The sequence below is a fragment of the Blautia stercoris genome (assembly GCF_054657695.1).
In genome coordinates, this window is the sequence record NZ_BAAHYF010000001.1 from 154911 (window position 1) to 174183 (window position 19273).

At 39.4% G+C, this 19273-nt stretch carries 18 protein-coding genes; all 18 read left to right on the forward strand.

The genetic code is table 11. The features are described from left to right. Positions 1-206: 206 nt before the first annotated feature. Entirely contained in the window at positions 207-1805 is a 1599-nt protein-coding gene (locus ACYQ2D_RS00835) for an ABC transporter substrate-binding protein (protein WP_459784369.1), read from the forward strand. Positions 1806-1910: 105 nt separating this feature from the next. Further along, on the forward strand, positions 1911-2849 hold the full coding sequence (gene nikB / locus ACYQ2D_RS00840) for a nickel ABC transporter permease (protein ID WP_459784370.1): 939 nt from the start codon (positions 1911-1913) through the stop codon (positions 2847-2849). Positions 2850-2854: 5 nt separating this feature from the next. Then, positions 2855-3682, forward strand: coding sequence for a nickel transporter permease (nikC, locus tag ACYQ2D_RS00845; RefSeq protein ID WP_459784371.1), 828 nt, complete (start codon positions 2855-2857; stop codon positions 3680-3682). A gap of 11 nt (positions 3683-3693) precedes the next feature. After that, positions 3694-4476 carry an ABC transporter ATP-binding protein gene (locus tag ACYQ2D_RS00850; RefSeq protein WP_459784373.1) on the forward strand — a complete coding sequence of 261 codons (783 nt, stop codon included), beginning with the start codon at positions 3694-3696 and terminating at the stop codon, positions 4474-4476. Beyond that, a complete protein-coding gene (locus tag ACYQ2D_RS00855) occupies positions 4469-5431 on the forward strand; it encodes an ABC transporter ATP-binding protein (RefSeq protein WP_459784374.1) in 963 nt (320 codons plus the stop codon). Before ACYQ2D_RS00850 ends, ACYQ2D_RS00855 begins: the two co-directional genes overlap by 8 nt. 63 nt (positions 5432-5494) lie before the next feature. Continuing rightward, on the forward strand, positions 5495-6847 hold the full coding sequence (locus tag ACYQ2D_RS00860) for an MATE family efflux transporter (RefSeq protein WP_117455885.1): 1353 nt from the start codon (positions 5495-5497) through the stop codon (positions 6845-6847). Positions 6848-7153: 306 nt separating this feature from the next. After that, entirely contained in the window at positions 7154-7825 is a 672-nt protein-coding gene (locus ACYQ2D_RS00865) for a YkgJ family cysteine cluster protein (RefSeq protein WP_117455883.1), read from the forward strand. 12 nt (positions 7826-7837) lie between these two features. Continuing rightward, complete coding sequence (gene fliB / locus ACYQ2D_RS00870) at positions 7838-8968, forward strand: flagellin lysine-N-methylase (RefSeq protein ID WP_459784375.1); 1131 nt, start codon at positions 7838-7840, stop codon at positions 8966-8968. Positions 8969-9060: 92 nt separating this feature from the next. Then, positions 9061-10584, forward strand: coding sequence for a 4Fe-4S dicluster domain-containing protein (locus tag ACYQ2D_RS00875; protein ID WP_117455879.1), 1524 nt, complete (start codon positions 9061-9063; stop codon positions 10582-10584). Positions 10585-11090: 506 nt separating this feature from the next. Beyond that, positions 11091-12041 (forward strand): L-lactate dehydrogenase, encoded by a 951-nt coding sequence (locus ACYQ2D_RS00880; protein WP_022303822.1) that lies wholly within the window; start codon positions 11091-11093, stop codon positions 12039-12041. Positions 12042-12088: 47 nt separating this feature from the next. Continuing rightward, entirely contained in the window at positions 12089-12901 is an 813-nt protein-coding gene (locus ACYQ2D_RS00885; RefSeq protein WP_022303823.1) for a CoB--CoM heterodisulfide reductase iron-sulfur subunit B family protein, read from the forward strand. Further along, complete coding sequence (locus ACYQ2D_RS00890) at positions 12894-13283, forward strand: 4Fe-4S dicluster domain-containing protein (protein ID WP_117455877.1); 390 nt, start codon at positions 12894-12896, stop codon at positions 13281-13283. Before ACYQ2D_RS00885 ends, ACYQ2D_RS00890 begins: the two co-directional genes overlap by 8 nt. A 5-nt stretch (positions 13284-13288) precedes the next feature. Further along, entirely contained in the window at positions 13289-15277 is a 1989-nt protein-coding gene (locus tag ACYQ2D_RS00895) for a 4Fe-4S binding protein (protein ID WP_459784377.1), read from the forward strand. Continuing rightward, positions 15268-15711, forward strand: a complete 444-nt coding sequence (locus ACYQ2D_RS00900; protein WP_022303826.1) for a hydrogenase iron-sulfur subunit — start codon at positions 15268-15270, stop codon at positions 15709-15711. Before ACYQ2D_RS00895 ends, ACYQ2D_RS00900 begins: the two co-directional genes overlap by 10 nt. Continuing rightward, positions 15699-16673: a 4Fe-4S dicluster domain-containing protein gene (locus tag ACYQ2D_RS00905; RefSeq protein ID WP_117455872.1), complete on the forward strand. Its 975-nt coding sequence runs from the start codon at positions 15699-15701 to the stop codon at positions 16671-16673. Before ACYQ2D_RS00900 ends, ACYQ2D_RS00905 begins: the two co-directional genes overlap by 13 nt. A 3-nt stretch (positions 16674-16676) precedes the next feature. Further along, positions 16677-17720 (forward strand): 4Fe-4S dicluster domain-containing protein, encoded by a 1044-nt coding sequence (locus ACYQ2D_RS00910; protein WP_459784379.1) that lies wholly within the window; start codon positions 16677-16679, stop codon positions 17718-17720. Further along, the gene (locus tag ACYQ2D_RS00915) at positions 17717-18571 is read left to right on the forward strand and encodes an FAD/NAD(P)-binding protein (RefSeq protein ID WP_022303829.1); all 855 of its coding nucleotides are present in this window, start codon (positions 17717-17719) and stop codon (positions 18569-18571) included. Before ACYQ2D_RS00910 ends, ACYQ2D_RS00915 begins: the two co-directional genes overlap by 4 nt. Before the next feature lie 20 nt (positions 18572-18591). Beyond that, positions 18592-19266 carry a 2Fe-2S iron-sulfur cluster binding domain-containing protein gene (locus tag ACYQ2D_RS00920; protein WP_022303830.1) on the forward strand — a complete coding sequence of 225 codons (675 nt, stop codon included), beginning with the start codon at positions 18592-18594 and terminating at the stop codon, positions 19264-19266. Positions 19267-19273: the final 7 nt, after the last annotated feature.

Sequence of the window (19273 nt, forward strand, 5' to 3'; positions counted from 1 at the left end):
GCACTCTGCTATTTATGTTAAATAGCAGATTATTTTTGACGTTATCTATTATCAAATTAAGAATCTTTAACAGTCGGATGCTTTGGTATCCGGCTTTTTTGCGCTTAAAAACAGAAAAAAGCGTAAAAAGAAGCAGACTTTTGTCCACGTCTATAAAAGGCAAATGTAATTTATGAAGAAGAACCAGTATAGGAAGGATGAAGCAAATGAGAAAGAAACATGTAGTAGCGCTGATGATGGCAACTGTGATGGCAGTAAGTGTACTTGGAGGATGTGGAAGTTCTTCTTCCTCAGGAAAGGCTGCAAAATCATCAAGTAACAGTGATGAAAAGGTTTTAAATTTCGGTTGTGCCATGTACACAGACGGAAGTGTCAATACCGCAGGGGATGAGAACGGTGGCTGGAATGCAATGCGTTACGGTATTACAGAAACCTTATTTAAATTTGATGATAACATGGAAGTTACTCCGTGGCTGGCAGACAGTTATACGGTAAATGATGATCATACGGAATGGGTCATTACTTTGAAAAAAGGATTAAAATTCTCAGATGGATGTGATCTGACAGCAAGTAAAGTAAAGGAATGTTACGAACACTTAAGAGAAGTTGGACCATCTGGTTCTGCAAAACCGGAAAAATATCTGGAATTTGAAGCAACAATCACAGCAGATGATGAGGCAGGAACACTGACCATCCAGACAACACAGCCTTATGCAAACTTGATGGGACAGCTCAGTCACCCGACTATGGGCATTGTGGATGTAGAACATACCAAAAACTTTGATAATGGAACAATCGGTACCGGTCCATACATGATTAAAGAATTTAATGGTGTCGGTGTTGGATATACACTGGTTGCAAATCCAAATTATCGTGAAGATGTCCCTTATGACGAAGTAAATCTGATGTATATGGGAGATAACTCTGCAAAGGCAATGGCTCTGGAGAGTGGTCAGGTAGACTTGGTTGAAAATATCACAAACGTAGCAGATATTCAGAAATTCCAGGATTCAGATGACTATACAGTAGATATTGCACCAGGTGTACGTTGTGGATTCTCCTGGATGAACTTTGATGGTGTACTTGGAAATAAGACACTGCGTCAGGCAATCTTAATGGCAATTGACTACGATACCATTTGTAATTCCAAGACAATCGGAGGACTTTATACACCAGGATTTTCTGTTCTTCCATCGACTCTGTCTTATGGATATGATAAACTGAACAATCCTTATACTTATGACCCGGAAGGTGCAAAGAAATTATTGGATGATGCAGGAATTGTAGATACCGATGGTGATGGAATCCGTGAGCTTGATGGAAAAAATATTAACCTGCGTTATATTTCTTATGAAAACCGTCTGTTAAATGAATTTTCTGATGCACATACTCAGTACTTAAAAGAAATCGGAATTGGTGTGACTGCTGAATATGGAAGCTCTGATGACCAGTGGAGTAAACTGGCAGCCTTAGATTATGACTTTAATAACAATAACTGGATTACAGTAGGTACTGGAGATCCTTATGCCTATATGGCAAACTGGGCAACTGAAAGTACATACTGCGCATATTCCAATGAAGAATATGATAAGTTGTTCAATGAGTTAAAGACAGAAATGGATCCGGATAAACGTGAAGATTTAATCTTCCAGATGCAGCAGATTCTGATTGATGATGCAGCAGTTTTAATTGACGGATATTATAACTCCAGTATGATTTATTCTAAAAATGTAGGATATGCTAAGATTCATACAGCAGATTACTACTGGCTGACGACAGAAATTGTTCCGGCAGACGCAGAATAAGAAAGCGTTTTATTTAAGATTATGCCCAGTCTTATTTTGGACTGGGCATTGTATATGGATAGAGATAGTGGTTTGATTAAAGACTTATGAAAGGTGTGAAAATTTTTGAGTAAGAAACAGGTTATCATGCGATTATTACAAATCATAATCGTATTATTTGGTATCAGTTTTATTACATTTGGGCTGACTTACATGTCACCTGGTGACCCGGTACGAAATATGTATTCCGCAAATGGTGTGATGCCGACAGAAGAAATGGTAGAACAGACAAGAGAAGAGATGGGATTAAATGACCCGTTTGTTGTGCAGTATGGCAGATGGCTTGGAAACTGCCTGCATGGTGATTTTGGAACCTCTTATTCGTTAAATAAGCCGGTTACAGAATTGTTAAGTGTGAGACTTTGGCCGACTTTAAAATTAACCTTAATGTCTATGCTGATTATGCTGATTTTATCTGTACCGCTCGGAATGATATCGGCATTAAAAAAAGACACGTGGATTGATTATTTAGTCAGGGGAATTACTTTTGTCGGCTGTGCCATGCCAAACTTCTGGGTGGGACTGCTCCTTATGATGGCATTTTGCGTTTATATTAAGATATTTCCGGTTATCAGTTCCGCAGGGGATTTTAAGAGCCTGTTTCTTCCAGCATTAACTTTGGCAATTGCAATGTTTTCAAAGTATACCAGACAGGTTCGTACCGCAGTGTTAGATGAACTGAGTCAGGATTATGTGATTGGGGCAGAGGCACGAGGCATAAAACGTTCCCGTATTATCTGGTGTAATGTATTTCCAAATTCTTTACTTCCGTTAATTACAATGTTTGGTTTATCTATTGGTTCTTTGCTTGGAGGAACCGCAGTTGTAGAAGTTATTTTCTCCTATCCGGGACTTGGAAACCTTGCAGTATCTGCAATTACCTCAAGTGACTATAATCTGATTCAGGGGTATGTACTCTGGCTTGCATTAATTTATATGGTGATCAATCTGATTGTAGATGCTTCTTATATTTATATTGACCCGAGAATGAGATTAAAGGAGTAAGAAAAATGAAGAAGAAAAATTTTTTTGCGCAGAATAAGCAGTTTACTTTTTTTCTGATTCTGGCGGTTCTGATTATTCTGGTTGCGATTTTTGCACCGATTGTAAGTGGTGGTGTAGACCCATTAAAAGGAGACTTAAATGATGCTTTGCTTGCACCGAGTAAGACACATATCTTTGGAACAGATAAAATGGGACGAGATGTATTTGCACGTGTGATTTATGGTTCCCGTTCTTCTTTGACTGCTACATTTGGAGTGGTTGCATTAATCTTTTTTATTGGAACAATTTTGGGAGTCATTTCTGGATATTTTGGCGGAATTATCGATAGTATTATCATGCGAATTGCAGATATGATGCTTTCCTTCCCAGGTTTGGTTTTAGCACTTGCTGTAGCCGGTATTATGGGCGCAAGTATTAAAAATGCAATTGTTGCAGTCGTTGTGGTAAACTGGACGAAATATGCAAGACTTGGTCGAAGTCTGGTTTTAAAAATCAGAAACCGTGACTATGTGGCAGCAGCAGTTGTTACGGGTTCTAAAACACCGCACATGATTTTTAAATATATGCTTCCAAATGCACTTCCAACGCTGATTATTACAGCAGCAACGGACATTGGGGGGATGATGCTTGAACTGGCTTCCATGTCATTCTTGGGATTTGGAGCAAAACCGCCTGCACCGGAATGGGGTTATATGCTCAATGAGGGAAGAGCTTGTATTCAGTCTGCACCTTGGCTTATGATTTTCCCAGGTCTGGCAATTTTTATCGTTGTGGTTGTCTTTAATATGCTTGGAGACTCTCTTAGAGATATTTTAGACCCGAAAGATGAGTAAGGAGGAAGAAGATGTTACAGTTAAAGGATGTAACCATTTCATATAAAAATGAGCCTATCGTAGAACATTTTAACCTGAACATGAAGCAGGGGCAGATTGTATCTTTGGTAGGAGAATCCGGAAGTGGAAAAACAACTGTCATTCGTGCCATCTTAGGATTGCTTGCGGGTGGCGGTAAAGTATCAGAGGGAAGTGTTTTATTTGAAAATCAGGATTTGCTTTCTTATACAAATGAACAGTGGAGAAAACTCAGGGGAACACAGATTTCGATGATTTTTCAGGATAGTGGTGCGATGATGAATCCAACCAGAAAAGTTGGAAAGGTATTTACAGAGTACATTCTGACCCATGAAAAAATCTCTAAAAAAGAAGCCTGGGCAAAAGGATGCGATATGTTAGGACGTATGAATCTTGCAAGTCCGGACAATGTTATGAATTCTTATCCGTTTCAGTTATCTGGTGGCATGAGACAGAGAGTCGGAATTGCAATGGGGATGACTTATCAGCCAAAACTTCTCTTAGCAGATGAACCGACTTCAGCTCTTGATGTGACAACACAGGCGCAAATTGTACGTCAGATGATGGAACTTCGCGATAATTATGGGACAAGTATTATTGTGGTAACCCATAATCTGGGTGTTGCTGCCTACATGTCGGATTATATTGTAGTTATGAAAAATGGAAAAATTGAGGATGAGGGAACAAGAGAACATATTCTTCATGAAACAGAAAATGAATATACAAAGAGTCTGTTAAATGCAGTACCATCCGTAGGAGGTGAACGATTTGTCTAATCAAAAAGAGGTCATTCTTGAAGCAAAACATGTAACAAAACGTTTTCCTGCTTCTGGTGGTCGTGTGTTAGTTGCAAACAATGATGTCAGTCTGAAGTTTTATAAAGGAGAGACATTAGGTGTCGTAGGAGAATCCGGTTGTGGAAAAAGTACCTTTATGAAATTTCTGGTTTCTTTAGACACTCCGTCAGAAGGAGAGATTTTATATCAGGGAAAGGACATTACGAAATTAAAGGGAGAGGAATTAAGACAAAACCGTCAGAATATTCAGATGGTCTTTCAGGATCCGACTTCTTCTTTTAACCCAAAGATGAAAATTCGTGATATTGTCTGCGAACCGTTGCTTAATTTTAAAAGAATTAAAAAATCAGAAAAAGATGCAGTATGTCGCCAGCTTTTGAAAATGGTGGAATTGCCAGGGGATTTTGCAGATCGTTATCCTCATAATATGAGTGGTGGTCAGAGACAGAGAGTAGCAATTGCCCGTGCGCTGGCATTAGAGCCGGAAATTATTATTATGGATGAAGCCACTTCTGCGCTTGATGTATCCGTACAGAAAACCATTATTGAATTAGTTACAAAACTACAGCAGGAAAAGAATATTACAATTGGATTTATCTGTCATGATATTGCCCTGATTCAGCAGTGTGCTCATCAGATTGCAGTCATGTACCTTGGAAATGTGGTTGAGGTGCTTCCGGGTGCTATGCTTTCTAAAAATGCAGTTCATCCATATACAAAAGCGTTGATGGATTCTATTTTTGATATCAATATGGACTTTTCCAAGCCGATTAAAGGAATTGAAGGGGAAGCTCCAAGTCCGTTGGATCTTCCGGTAGGCTGTCCATTTCAGGGCAGATGCGAAAAATGTATGGAAATCTGTAAAAAAGAACGTCCGGCTATGATACAATTAGATGAAGATCATAGCGTGGCGTGTCATTTATACAAGAAGTAATCAGGCAAAAAACGGTAAGTGTGTGTGAGGATAGTAAAAAAATGAGGGAAAGGTTAAAATGATATGAAGAAAAATGACCTTATTTATGGGAATATCGGAAAGGCGATTCTCTTATTTGTACTGCCATTGATTGCGGGCAGTTTAATTCAACAGCTTTATGTTACCGTGGATGCAATTATTGTAGGAAGGTTTGCCGGAAAAGTGGGTCTGGCAGCAATTGATTCTGTAAATACATTGTTTAAGTTCCCGATTAACTTTATGAATGGACTGGCATCTGGGGCAACGATTATTATTTCAAAATATGTAGGAGCAAAGGATAAAGAAAATCTGCATTGTTCCATTCGTACGGCGCTTACAGTTGCAATGGTGCTTGGAGTCATTAGTTCTATTGCAGGTGTCCTGTTATCTCCATGGTTTTTGAAAGTGATGCGTGTGCCGGCAGACATTCATGGAGCAACTTTAACTTATTGCCGAATTTATTTTGGAGGCTTATGGTCTTTAATTCTTTATAATATGGCAGCAGGAATTTTAAGAGCGTTTGGAGATTCCAAACGACCACTATATGTATTGATTTTGAGCAGCCTGATTAATGTTGTCGGAGATTTTCTCTTAGTTGGTGTATTTGGAATGGGAGTTGCCGGAGCGGCAATTGCAACGATTTTTGCACAGATTGTAAGCGTAATCATTACGTTTAAATTATTGGCACGCTTGGAGCATGCCGGAGGACAGATTCATGTATGGCATCTGCATTTTTGTGCAGAACATATGTCCATGATGATAAAGATTGGTTTTCCACTTGCACTTCAGTCCATGCTGTTTCCCGTTGCAAACTCAATTGTACAGGCGAGTGTAAATACGATGGGAACGGACAGTATTGCGGCCTGGAGTATCTGTGACAAATTGAGTATGCTAATCTGGTTGGTGGCAGATTCAATGGGACCGGCGATGACGACTTATGTGGCGCAGAATCTTGGGGCAGGTAAGTATGAAAGAGTAAAAAAAGGTGCTTTTATCGGAACTGGAATTTCTATCATCGCAGTTGGATTTTTAAGTGTGATTTTGTTTACTGCATCGGGGTTAATTGGACCGTGGTTTATTGACAAAAAAGATGCCGTTGAATTAATTCCGTTAGTCGTTCGGTATATGAGAATGATGGCTCCGTTTTATTTCTTTTATGCGGTTGCAGAGGCACTGTCAGGAGCGTGCTGTGGACTCGGAGAAACCCTGTCTCCTATGATTACGACGCTTGTCAGTATCTGTTTGCTTCGTGTATGCGGAATCTGGTTTGTACTTCCTGCATTTGAAACAATGGAATGTATCATCTGGATTTATATTGCGTCCTGGATTGCAGCAGGTGTAGCATTTCTCTTTTTGTTTTTACAAAAAAGCAGAAAAAAACTGCAGGTGGTTTCTTGAACGCAGATAAGCATTTCCCTGCTTCAAGTGCGCGGAGCACTAAGCAGCGGGTGAGGGGGATGCTTCTGTCAGTGTGAGGTGAAAGCTTCCACTGACAGATCGCAAAGCGACTGCGTTCATGAGCAAGTAGCGAAGCGGATTGCGAATGTCCGCTTTACATTTTTTTGTTCTCTTTCTTTACAAGTGTTCTTTTTCCATCTATACTTAAGAAAATGAACTTAAGAGAAAATGGGCAAATGCAGGCTTGAAAATCAGATATAGAGTGATTACAAGCGTACAGGTTAAGAATGAGGAGAATAGAAAATAATGGAACGAGAAGTTTTGTTGGAAGATTTAAAAAAATTATATAGTTCATCCGATATGGTAAAAGCAGATTGTGGCGGCTGTAAAGGCTGCCACGATTGCTGTTGCGGGATGGGAGATTCGATAGTATTAGATCCTTATGATATTTATCAGATGAACAAACATTTAGGTGTTAAATTTGAAGAACTGTTGAATCATAAGATTTCTCTTCATGCAGAAGAGGGATTGATTCTGCCAAATTTAAAAATGCAGGGAAAAGAGGATGGATGCGCCTTTTTAAATGAAGAGGGAAGATGTACCATTCATGCTTTTCGCCCTGGTTTTTGTCGTTTGTTTCCGCTTGGCAGAATTTATGAGGACGGTTCTTTTTCTTATTACCTGCAGTCACAGGAATGTACCAAAGCAAATCGTACAAAAGTAAAGGTAAATAAATGGCTGGGGATTCCTGATTTGAAACAGTATGAGAACTTTGTAAATGAGTGGCATTATTTTCTGAAAGATACAAAAGCGCTGTTGTTACGCCTTTCGGATGCCCGGCTGAATCAAGAGTTGAGCATGTATCTTTTGAATCGTTTTTATACTACGGCTTTTGATTTAGAAAGCGATTTTTATAAACAGTTTGATGAGCGGATGACACAGATGAAGAAACTGATTTATACATTGGACAGACAATAAGGAGAAGAAACGATGAGATATTTAAAACCGGATTTTTATGATGAATTTTCCTGTCTTGCCGGAGCTTGTCCGAAAACCTGCTGTGCGGGATGGCAGATTGTGATTGACGAAACATCTCTTGATAAATATGAAGGACTTTCCGGACCATTTGGGAATCGGATTCGCAATTCAATTGATTGGGAAGAAGAAATTTTTTTTCAGTATGGGAGTCGTTGCGCCTTTTTAAATGAAGAAGATTTGTGTGAGATTCAAAAAGAGCTTGGAGAGAGTTATCTTTGTGATACCTGTAAAATGTATCCGCGTCATGTGGAAGAATATGAAGGACTGCGGGAATATTCTCTTTCTTTATCTTGTCCCAAAGCGGCAGAAATGATACTTGAAAATCAAAAGAAAGTAACATTTTTGGAGTGGGAGACAGAAGAAGAGGAAGAATTTGAATCGTTTGATTTTTTGATGTTTACTCAACTTGAAGATGCGAGAGATATTTTGTATACGATTATACAAAATCGTGACTTAAACTTTGAGAAAAGAGCATGGATGTGTGCAGAACTGGCAAAAGCGATGCAGGAAGCAGTTGATGAAAATCAGTTTTTTGAAATTGATGCTCTGCTTGAGCAGTATCGAAATCAGGATATAAAGCTACTTTGTAAAAAGTATAAAATAGAAGCGCCCCATGCGCGGTATGCGCGTATGAAAAGAGAAATTCGAGTGTTACAGGAGGAATTGGAACATTTGGAGAGTGCATGGAGCGTGACATTGGAAAATCTGGCAGAACTGCTCTATCAGGACGGAGAAGAGAACTACTGTAGGATTTATGAAGAATTTCAGAAGGGTGTCGGAGCAAAGAGCGATAAAAAACAAGAATGGGAAATCCAAAAAGAACAGCTTATGATGTTTTTTGTGTATACTTATTTTTGCGGAGCAGTCTATGATGATGCAATATGGAGTAAAATGGCACTGAGTTTATTTTCAGTAGAATGGATTACGGAACTATGGATGTATCAGTGGATATCAGAAAAGAAAACGCTTACATTTGAAGATAAAGTGGAACTGGCTTATCGTTATGCCAGGGAAATTGAACATTCGGATTTAAATTTGGAGAGATTGGAAAATTACTTTACTGCAGATAAGCATTTCGTATAAAAAAAAATACAACAGATAAAAGACTTGAAAAATAAAAGCAGAGTAGTTAAAATGGAGGCAAAGAGGGAATAAAAAACAGGAGGAAGGATTTATTGAGAGGTGTAGAAACCAGAATTCAAGAAATCAGAAGAATGATTTTCAGAGAAGTGGCACGTATGGCTTATGATACAGAAAATAGTGTTGCGGCTAAAATAGAAGAATTGCCATACGAAATTATTCCCGGAGAAGTAGGAAATTTCAGAAATGACGTGTTCCTGGAGCGTGCGATTGTAGGGGAACGTTTGAGACTTGCAATGGGACTTCCATGCAGGAGTGCAGCAGAACATGCACCGTTATCGGACAACATTGCACTGGCAGATCAGGCAGAAACGTACTATACTCCCCCGCTGATTAATATTATTAAATTTGCATGTAATGCATGCGCTGAGAAAAGAGTTTATGTGACAGAGGGGTGTCAGGGATGTCTGGCTCATCCGTGTGTAGAGGTCTGTCCGAAGAAAGCGGTTACATTAGATCGGACAAATGGACGTTCGGTTATTGATACTGAAAAATGTATTAAGTGCGGAAAATGTGCGGAGGTCTGTTCTTATAATGCAATTATTGTTCAGGAACGTCCTTGTGCCAAAGCCTGTGGAATGGATGCAATTGGTTCAGATGAAAATGGAAAAGCGGAGATTGATTCTGAAAAATGTGTTTCCTGTGGTCAGTGCCTGGTAAATTGTCCATTTGGAGCAATTTCTGATAAATCCCAAATCTTTCAGGTGATTCGTGCAATGCAGTCAGGAGAACGTGTATATGCGGCACTTGCACCTGCCTTTGTGGGGCAGTTTGGTGCAAAAGTAACACCGGGAAAACTGCGTTCGGCAATGAAAATGCTTGGGTTTGCGGATATTTTTGAAGTGGCGATTGGAGCGGATTTATGTGCGACACAGGAAGCTGAAGATTTTGTACAGGAAGTTCCAAATAAACTGCCGTTTATGGCAACCTCCTGTTGTCCGGCATGGTCTTCTATGGCAAAAAAATTGTATCCGGAATACAGAGAGTGTATTTCTATGGCATTGACTCCAATGACGCTTACAGCAAGGCTGATTAAAGAACAGCATAAAAATGCAAAGGTTGTATTTATTGGACCGTGTGCTGCCAAAAAACTAGAGGCAATGAGAAAATCAGTTCGCAGTGAAGTTGATTTTGTATTGACTTTTGAGGAAATGATGGGTATCTTTGAAGCAAAGGATATTGATGTGGCATCTTTAACAGAAGAAGTTGAAGGAATCAATGATGCATCTGAGGATGGAAGAAATTTTGCTGTTTCCGGAGGAGTTGCTCAGTCTGTGGTAAATGTGATTCAGGAGAGATATCCAGAAAGAGAGATTAAAATAGCAAATGCGGAGGGCTTAAGAGACTGTCGAAAACTGCTTATGATGGCAAAAGCCGGAAAATACAATGGTTATCTGTTAGAGGGTATGGGATGCCCTGGTGGTTGTATCGCAGGTGCGGGTACGATGCAGTCGATTAAGAAATCTCAGAATGCAGTGAAGAAATATGCAGCGCAGGCAAATCATAAAAATTCAAATGAAACAGAATACGTGAAAGAATTAAATAAATTAGTGGATTAAAAAAAGTACCGTTATACCAGAAAAATGAGAGAACCTTTCAAAGTTAGCTGGATAGCGGTATTTTTTGCAATTTTCAGAGAGAATAATAATTTAACCAAATCAAGTAAGTCCCCTGCTTCAATTGCGAAAAGCAATAAGCAGGGGGGGGACTTGCTTGTATCAGGAGGGGGCAAGCCCCTTCTGATAAGCTGCGTAGCAGCTATTTGGTTATGAGCAAGTAGCGAAGCGGATTGCGAATATCCACTTGACAGTGATAACACGCGAAAGCACCATAAGAAAAAAATATATCAAAATCGTTAAAAAATTGTTGTTAAATTCTTGTCGATATGATATCCTACAGAGGTAGCGCAGAGCGAAAGTCGTTAAAATGCCATTTTGTGTGCGGATATCGTGTGCTTTTTGGGAGAAATCTACATGAGAAGAAAAACGATTTTCCATTTTTTTAAAAAACGATTGTTAAAAAAAAGACAATAAGAGCGCCCTTATCTAAGGGGAAAGGAGTAAACATGAGCAGTAAAATTACTATTATAGGTGCAGGCAGTGTAGGAGCAACCATTGCTTATACGTTATCAAATGAGGACATCGCTTCCAATATTGTTTTGATTGATATCAACAAACAAAAGGTAGAGGGTGAAGTCATGGATATTGCACAGGGAACTTGTTTCCGTGACCCGATTTCAATTGTAGCCGGAGAATATGAAGATGCAAAAGGTTCTGATATTGTAATTATCACTTCAGGTATTGCACGAAAACCTGGTCAGACAAGAATTGAATTGACTCAGACCAACGTCAATATTATGAAAAGCATTGCACCGCAGATTGTAAAAGCAGCACCGGATGCACTTTATATCATCGTAAGTAATCCGGTTGATATTATGACTTATGTCTTTACAAAGATTTCAGGACTGCCGGAAAATCAGATTATCGGTTCCGGAACAATCTTAGATACTGCCCGACTTCGCTGTGGCTTATCGGAACACTTTAAAGTATCACAGAAAAATATTCATGCTTATGTATTTGGAGAGCATGGAGATACTTCTTTCATTCCTTGGACAGGGGCTTATATTTCCGGTGTGAGCATCAATGAGTATTATGAGCTGGCAAAGAGTCTTGGAAAAGATGTAAAAGAGCTGGATAAAGAAGCAATGCTTGCTTATGTACAAAAATCCGGTGGACAGATTATTGCAAATAAAGGTGCTACTTTCTATGCGGTTTCAAAAGCAGTTTGCAAATTATGCGGAATTGTACTGGCATCTTCTGATTCTGTTGCGACAGTATCCTCTATGATGCATGGAGAGTATGGAATTGAAGATGTATGTTTAAGTACTTTGACTTTAGTTGGACCGAATGGAATTCAGGGAAAAGTACCGATGCGAATGAATCAGAAAGAAATTGAACAGTTAAAGAAGAGTGCAGATGCCTTGAAAGAGGTTATTGCACAGATTAATCTGGATTAAAATCCAGATGTAATATTTAAGAGTAAAAAAAGAAAGGACAACAGGATATGAAATACAGTTATTATCCAGGGTGTACGCTGAGAACAAAGGCAAAAGATTTGGATGCTTATGCCAGAGCTTCAGCAAAAGTGCTTGGATTTGAACTGGAAGAAATTGAAAACTGGCAGTGCTGTGGCGGGGTTTACCCGCTCGGTACAGATGAAATTGCCACAAAACTTTCTTCCGTACGTGCACTCAATGAGGCAAAAGAAAAGGGTCAGGATTTGGTAACTCTTTGTTCTGCCTGTCATCATGTGATTAAACGTGTCAATGATGATATGAAGAATGTAGAGGATATTCGGACAAGGGCAAATAACTATATGCAGTTAGAAGAACCTTATGCAGGAGAGACAACCGTGCTTCATTTTTTAGAGGTGCTTCGTGACAGAGTAGGATTTGATACATTAAAAGAAAAAGTGGTAAATCCGTTAAAAGGAAAGAAAATCGGTGCTTATTACGGATGTTTACTACTTCGCCCCGGAAAGATTATGGCGTTCGATAATCCGGAAAATCCAAGTGTAATAGAAGATTTTATTCGGGCAATCGGAGCTGAGCCGGTTATCTATCCATACCGAAACGAATGTTGTGGAGGATATATTTCCTTAAAAGAAAAAGAGATGGCAGAAAATATGTCAAAAAAAGTGACAGACAGTGCAAAAGGGTTTGGAGCAGAAATGTTAATTACAGCCTGTCCGCTTTGCCTTTATAATTTAAAGAAAAATGGAAATCAGACACTTCCGGTTTACTATTTTACAGAGCTTTTAGCAGAAGCACTTGGCGTAAAAGAAGAAGCCAAGAGGGAGGTGGCAGGAAATGAATGATAATAAAAAACAGGCAGAAAAGATAAAAGAAATCAGCGGAGCCAATCCTTTAAAATGTATGAAATGCGGAAAATGTTCTGCATCCTGTCCAGCATTTGATGAAATGGATATTAAACCGCATCAGTTTGTATCTTATGTGATTAATGAAAATATTGATGCGTTGGTTCAGTCAAAGTCGTTATGGAAATGTCTTTCCTGTTTTGCCTGTGTAGAACGCTGTCCAAGAGATGTACAGCCAGGTAGAATCATTGATGCAGCAAGACAGCTGGTAGTCAGACAAAGAGGACAGGCGTATTTGTCAGCAGATGAAATTCCGGAATTATTAGATCCGGAACTTCCACAGCAGTTATTAGTGAGTGCATTCAGAAGATATAGGAGGTAACCCTGGTGCAGAGAATAGGAGTATTTGTCTGTCATTGCGGAACAAACATAGCCGCAACGGTAGATGTCAAGAAAGTTGCAGAGATGGCTCTTATGGAGCCAGGTGTGGTTCATGCAGAAGATTATCAGTATATGTGTTCTGAAGCAGGCCAGGCCTTGATTGCAAAAGCAATCAAAGAAAAAGGACTGACAGGAATGGTTGTCTGTTCCTGTTCTCCACGTATGCATGAGGCAACGTTTAGAAAAGCAGCAGAGCGTGCTGGATTGAACCCATACATGGTGGAGATTGCAAATATTCGTGAACATTGTTCCTGGATTCATAAAGACATGGAAGAGGCAACAAAAAAAGCCGTTATTTTAATGCGTGCGGCAGTTGCAAAAGTTAATTTAAACACTCCGTTATACCCAGGAGAGAGCCGTGTAACAAAACGAGCGCTTGTGATCGGTGGAGGAATCGCAGGAATTCAGACAGCACTGGATATTGCAGATGCTGGATATGAAGTTGATATCGTAGAAAAGGAGCCAAGTATTGGTGGAAGAATGTCACAGCTTGATAAGACATTCCCGACTTTAGACTGTTCTGCTTGTATTTTAACACCAAAGATGGTGGAAGCAGCGGCACATGAAAAAATACATATTTATACCTACAGTGAGGTTGAAAAAGTATCCGGGTTTGTAGGAGATTTTACAGTAGATATTAAAAAGAAAGCCAGAAGTGTAAATATGGATAAATGTACCGGATGCGGAGTGTGTCAGGAAAAATGTCCATCGAAAAAAGCACCGAGCGAATTTAACCGTGGCTTAAATACAAGAAGTGCAATTTATACCCCGTTTGCTCAGGCAATTCCAAATGTTCCGGTCATTGACCGTGAAAACTGTATTAAGTTTAAAACCGGAAAATGTGGAGTTTGTTCAAAGGTATGTCAGGCAGGGGCAATTGATTATGACCAGAAAGATGAAATTGTAACACAAAAATACGGCGCAATTGTTGTCGCAACTGGTTTTGATGTAATTAAGCTGGATAATTACGATGAATATGCTTACAGCCAGAGTAAAGATGTCATTACATCTTTGGAATTAGAGCGTATTATGAATGCAGCAGGACCGACAAGTGGTCATTTAGAGCGTCTTTCTGATGGAAAAGCACCAAAAGAAATGGTATTCATCCAGTGCGTGGGAAGTCGTTGTGCGGATGATAGAGGAAAGAGCTATTGTTCTAAGATTTGCTGTATGTACACGGCAAAACATGCAATGCTGATTCGTGATAAGTATCCGGATGTGAATGTAACGGTCTTTTATATTGATGTGCGTACACCGGGGAAAAATTTTGATGAGTTTTATCGAAGAGCGGTAGAACAGTACGGTGTCAATTATATTAAAGGTCAGGTTGGAAAGGTTATTCCACAGCCAAATGGAAAATTATTGGTACAGGGATCAGATTTATTAGATAATAAACAAATTTTGAAAGAAGCAGATATGGTAGTGCTTGCCGCTGCGATTGAACCAAACAAAGATGTAAGAAAGATTGCAACGATGTTGACTGCAAGTATTGATACGAATAACTTCCTTACAGAGGCACATGCAAAATTGCGTCCGGTAGAGTCTCCAACCGCCGGAATCTTCCTCTCCGGGGTATGCCAGGGACCAAAAGATATTCCGGAGACGGTTGCACAGGCAGGAGCAGCTGCGGTAAAAGCAATTGGACTCTTAGCAAAAGATAAGCTGATGACAAACCCATGTACCGCAAAACCAGATGAACTTTTATGTAATGGTTGTTCTACGTGTGCAAATGTATGTCCTTATGGAGCAATCACTTATGAAGAAAAAGAAGTCAATGACCATGGTATTCGTGAAGTGCGTCGTCTTGCACAGGTGAACAGTGCACTGTGTCAGGGATGTGGAGCTTGTACAGTAGCGTGTCCATCCGGGGCAATGGACTTACAGGGATTTTCAAACAGACAGATTATAGCGGAGGTAGATGCAATATGTCGATAGAAGCAAAAGAAGAGTTTACACCGAAGATTGTAGCGTTCTGCTGTAACTGGTGTAGTTATGCAGGTGCAGATTTAGCAGGAAGCAGTCGTCTTAGCTATCCAGCAGATGTCAAAATTATTCGCGTGCCTTGTTCCTGTCGTGTCAATCCGATGTTTATTTTAAGGGCATTTGAAAAAGGTGCAGATGGTGTGATTTTATGTGGATGTCATCCAGGGGATTGTCATTACAGTACAGGAAATTATTATGCAAGAAGACGTATGACACTTCTGTTTTCCATGCTTGATTATATTGGAGTGGAAAATGGACGTACCCGTGTAGAATGGGTATCAGCAGCGGAGGGCGTGAAGTTTTCAACAACAATGAATGAGTTTGTTGAGAAGATTCATTCTCTTGGAAAAAATGTACGATTGGAGGATTTAAGATGCAGGAAATAATTGACCGTGCAAAAGAACTGCTTGCGGATAAGACCGTAGCGCGGGTACTTGGCTGGAAAGCCGGAGACTTGCCTTATAATCCGGAACCGGCTTATTTTGAAACTGTAGAATCTTTAAAGGATTTTGTTTATAACGGATTCTGTGGCGCAAATTTAAGCAAATATATGATAGAAGCTTCTAAATTAGAAGGAAAAACTATGGTCTGTTTAAAACCGTGTGATACATACAGCTTTAATCAGCTCATCAAAGAACATCGTGTAAACAGAGAAAAAGCTTATATTGTTGGCGTTGGTTGTAAAGGCAAACTGGATATTGAAAAGATTAAAAATCAGAATATCAAAGGAATTGAGGCTATTTCAGGGGCAGAGCTTACAGATGAAGCGGAAGTGTTGAAAATTCAGACCATTTATGGAGAAAAGACCTGTACTTATCAGAGTGCAATGTTAGAAAGATGCCATGTCTGTAAGGGAAAAGAACATAAAATTTATGATGAAATCATTGGAGAGTCGAAAGAAACGAAAGATGCAGAGCGTTTTGCAGAAGTAGAAAAAATCGAAGCAATGAGTCCGGAAGAGAAATTTGCCTTTTTCCAAGGGGAGTTAAGTAAATGCATCCGTTGTAATGCCTGCAGAAACGTATGTCCGGCCTGCAGTTGTCGTAAATGTGTGTTTGACAGTACAAAATTTGACAGTGCTCAAAAAGCGAATGTGGATTCTTTTGAAGAAAAGATGTTTCATATTATCCGCGCATTCCATGTGGCAGGAAGATGTACAGATTGTGGAGAATGCAGCCGTGTATGCCCACAGGGGATTCCTCTGCATTTATTCAACCGTAAATTTATTAAAGATATTGATGAATTATATGGAGAATATCAGGCAGGAGAGGATGCGGAATCAAGAGGACCTCTTACAAACTTTACATTTGAAGATGCAGAACCAAGTATTGTAACGGAAAGGGGATAATGTATGTATCAGATAGCAAAGAAAAATCTTCCGGCATTATTCCAGCGTATTGCCGAAGAACAGGAGTTATATCTTCCGGTAAAAGTCAGCAATCAGGTAAATTTTGCAGCCTGGGATAAAGATGCAGAAGTGGATTTAGACACATTAAAGACCGTGAAGTCTCCAAAAGATGCTTTTTTTCCACAGAGTGAAAATTTGTACACGGTACAAAAAGAAGGAAAGAAACTTTTCATTGAGCCAGAAGCATTAAAAGAACAGAAATTTGTTATATTTGGCATGAAAGCTTGTGATGTACAGGGAGTAAAGGTATTAGACAATGTATTCTTAAGTGAACCGGTAGATACATTTTACTCTGCAAGAAGAGAGCATGGAACTATTGTGGCAATGGCTTGTCATGAACCAGAAGAGTCTTGTTTTTGTAAGGCTTTTGGAATTGACTGTGCGAGCCCGGATGCAGATGTAGCGGTTTGGATGATAGAAGAAGAATTATACTGGAAAGCGTTGACTGAAAAAGGGGAAGCCTTAACAGACCTTGTAAAAGAATGCTTAATAGAAAGTCCTAAAGCAGAAGATGAGAAGATAGACGCAGAAAAAACAGCAATTCATAAAATTGTAGAAAAACTTCCATATTCAAATTTGTCATTAGAAGGATGGAATGGGGGAGCTTTAGAAGAAAGATTTGATTCTCCGATTTGGGAAACATTATATAAACCATGTCTGGCATGTGGAACCTGTACTTTCGTATGTCCAACATGTCAGTGTTATGATATTAAGGATTACGATACAGGTCATGGTGTCCAGCGTTATCGCTGCTGGGATTCCTGTATGTATTCGGATTTTACGATGATGGCACACGGAAACAACCGTACCAGCCAGCTGCAACGGTTCCGTCAGAGATTTATGCATAAATTAGTTTACTATCCGGCAAATAATAATGGAATGTATTCCTGCGTTGGATGTGGACGTTGTGTAGAAAAATGTCCTTCTTCTTTAAATATCGTAAAAGTAATTAAGGCATTTGAAAAACAGGGAGGTGACAAGGAATGAGCGAATGTACCTGTCATAAAAATTATACATTAGATACCTTAATTCCAAAAGTTGGCGTCATTACAGATATTCGTGAAGAAACTCCGGATGTAAAGACATTTCGCGTCAATGCGCCAGAGGGTGGAAAATTATTTGAACATATGCCGGGACAGTGTGCGATGGTTTGTGCTCCGGGGGTGAGTGAGGGTATGTTCTCCATTACTTCTTCACCGACGAATAAAGAATATCAAGAATTTAGTATTAAACGTTGCGGAATGTTGACAGAGTATCTCCATAGTCTTCAAGTAGGAGATGAAATTACAGTACGTGGACCTTATGGAAATCATTTTCCGGTGGAAACAGAATTAAAAGGAAAAAATTTATTGTTTATTGCAGGTGGTATTGGACTTGCACCGCTTCGTTCTGTTATTAATTATGTATTGGATAATCGTGAAAATTATGGAACCGTTGATATTTTATATGGTTCCCGTTCCGCAGATGATTTGGTTCAGTTAAAAGAAATTCAGGAAGTCTGGATGAAAGCAAAAGATGTCAATGTTTATCTGACAATTGACAGAGAACAAGAGGGATGGGACGGACATGTTGGTTTTGTTCCTACCTATTTAAAGGAAATCGGATTTGACACAAATAAAGTTGCATTAGTTTGTGGACCGCCAATTATGATTAAATTTGTACTTTCTGGGCTTCAGGAACTTGGATTTACAAAAGAACAGGTTTATACAACATTGGAACTTCGTATGAAATGCGGAATCGGAAAATGTGGACGCTGTAATATCGGTTCAAAATATGTCTGCAAGGATGGACCGGTATTCCGTTTTGATGAAATTGATGAATTACCGAATGAGTATTAAGAAAGGATTGGTACCCACAAATGGAAAATATGGTAAATGTATATTTTTTCGGAAAGAAATATAGTGTGCCTGCAGATTTGACAATTATGACCGCAATGGAATATGCCGGATACACATTAAAAAGAGGCTGCGGATGTCGTCATGGATTCTGTGGAGCCTGTGCAACGATTTATAGAATTAAGGGAAAAAATGAATTAAAAACCTGTCTTGCCTGTCAGACACAGGTAGAAGAGGGCATGTATGTAGCAAGTATTCCATTCTTTCCAACAGATAAAAGAACCTATGATATTCAGGAAATTAAACCAAACCAGCAGATTATGATGGAATTATATCCGGAAATTTACAGTTGTATTGGATGTAATGCCTGTACCAAAGCCTGTACGCAGGATTTAAATGTCATGCAGTACATTGCTTATGCTCAGAGAGGCGAATTAGAAAAGTGTGCAGAAGAATCCTTTGATTGTGTCGGATGTGGATGTTGTACGGTAAGATGTCCGGCCGGTATTTCTCATCCGATGGTTGGGGTTTTAGCAAGACGTTTAACCGGAAAGTATATTGCACCGGAGAGCAAGCACTTAGAGAAACGTGTAGAAGAAATTCATAAAGGTGCTTATGATGAGTTGATTGAACAGATTATGCAGAAACCAATTACCGAGATGCAGGAACTTTATAATAACAGAGAGATCGAGAAATAGGAGGAAA

Excerpts from the sequence above, each read along its gene's own strand:
- ACYQ2D_RS00900 (WP_022303826.1), top strand. The coding sequence starts at position 15,268 with ATGTCGATAGAAGCAAAAGAAGAGTTTACACCGAAGATTGTAGCGTTC.
- ACYQ2D_RS00850 (WP_459784373.1), top strand. The coding sequence starts at position 3,694 with ATGTTACAGTTAAAGGATGTAACCATTTCATATAAAAATGAGCCTATC.
- ACYQ2D_RS00905 (WP_117455872.1), top strand. The coding sequence starts at position 15,699 with ATGCAGGAAATAATTGACCGTGCAAAAGAACTGCTTGCGGATAAGACC.
- nikC (WP_459784371.1), top strand. The coding sequence starts at position 2,855 with ATGAAGAAGAAAAATTTTTTTGCGCAGAATAAGCAGTTTACTTTTTTT.
- ACYQ2D_RS00835 (WP_459784369.1), top strand. The coding sequence starts at position 207 with ATGAGAAAGAAACATGTAGTAGCGCTGATGATGGCAACTGTGATGGCA.
- ACYQ2D_RS00915 (WP_022303829.1), top strand. The coding sequence starts at position 17,717 with ATGAGCGAATGTACCTGTCATAAAAATTATACATTAGATACCTTAATT.
- ACYQ2D_RS00880 (WP_022303822.1), top strand. The coding sequence starts at position 11,091 with ATGAGCAGTAAAATTACTATTATAGGTGCAGGCAGTGTAGGAGCAACC.
- ACYQ2D_RS00910 (WP_459784379.1), top strand. The coding sequence starts at position 16,677 with ATGTATCAGATAGCAAAGAAAAATCTTCCGGCATTATTCCAGCGTATT.
- ACYQ2D_RS00860 (WP_117455885.1), top strand. The coding sequence starts at position 5,495 with ATGAAGAAAAATGACCTTATTTATGGGAATATCGGAAAGGCGATTCTC.
- ACYQ2D_RS00920 (WP_022303830.1), top strand. The coding sequence starts at position 18,592 with ATGGAAAATATGGTAAATGTATATTTTTTCGGAAAGAAATATAGTGTG.
- ACYQ2D_RS00885 (WP_022303823.1), top strand. The coding sequence starts at position 12,089 with ATGAAATACAGTTATTATCCAGGGTGTACGCTGAGAACAAAGGCAAAA.
- ACYQ2D_RS00890 (WP_117455877.1), top strand. The coding sequence starts at position 12,894 with ATGAATGATAATAAAAAACAGGCAGAAAAGATAAAAGAAATCAGCGGA.
- ACYQ2D_RS00865 (WP_117455883.1), top strand. The coding sequence starts at position 7,154 with ATGGAACGAGAAGTTTTGTTGGAAGATTTAAAAAAATTATATAGTTCA.
- fliB (WP_459784375.1), top strand. The coding sequence starts at position 7,838 with ATGAGATATTTAAAACCGGATTTTTATGATGAATTTTCCTGTCTTGCC.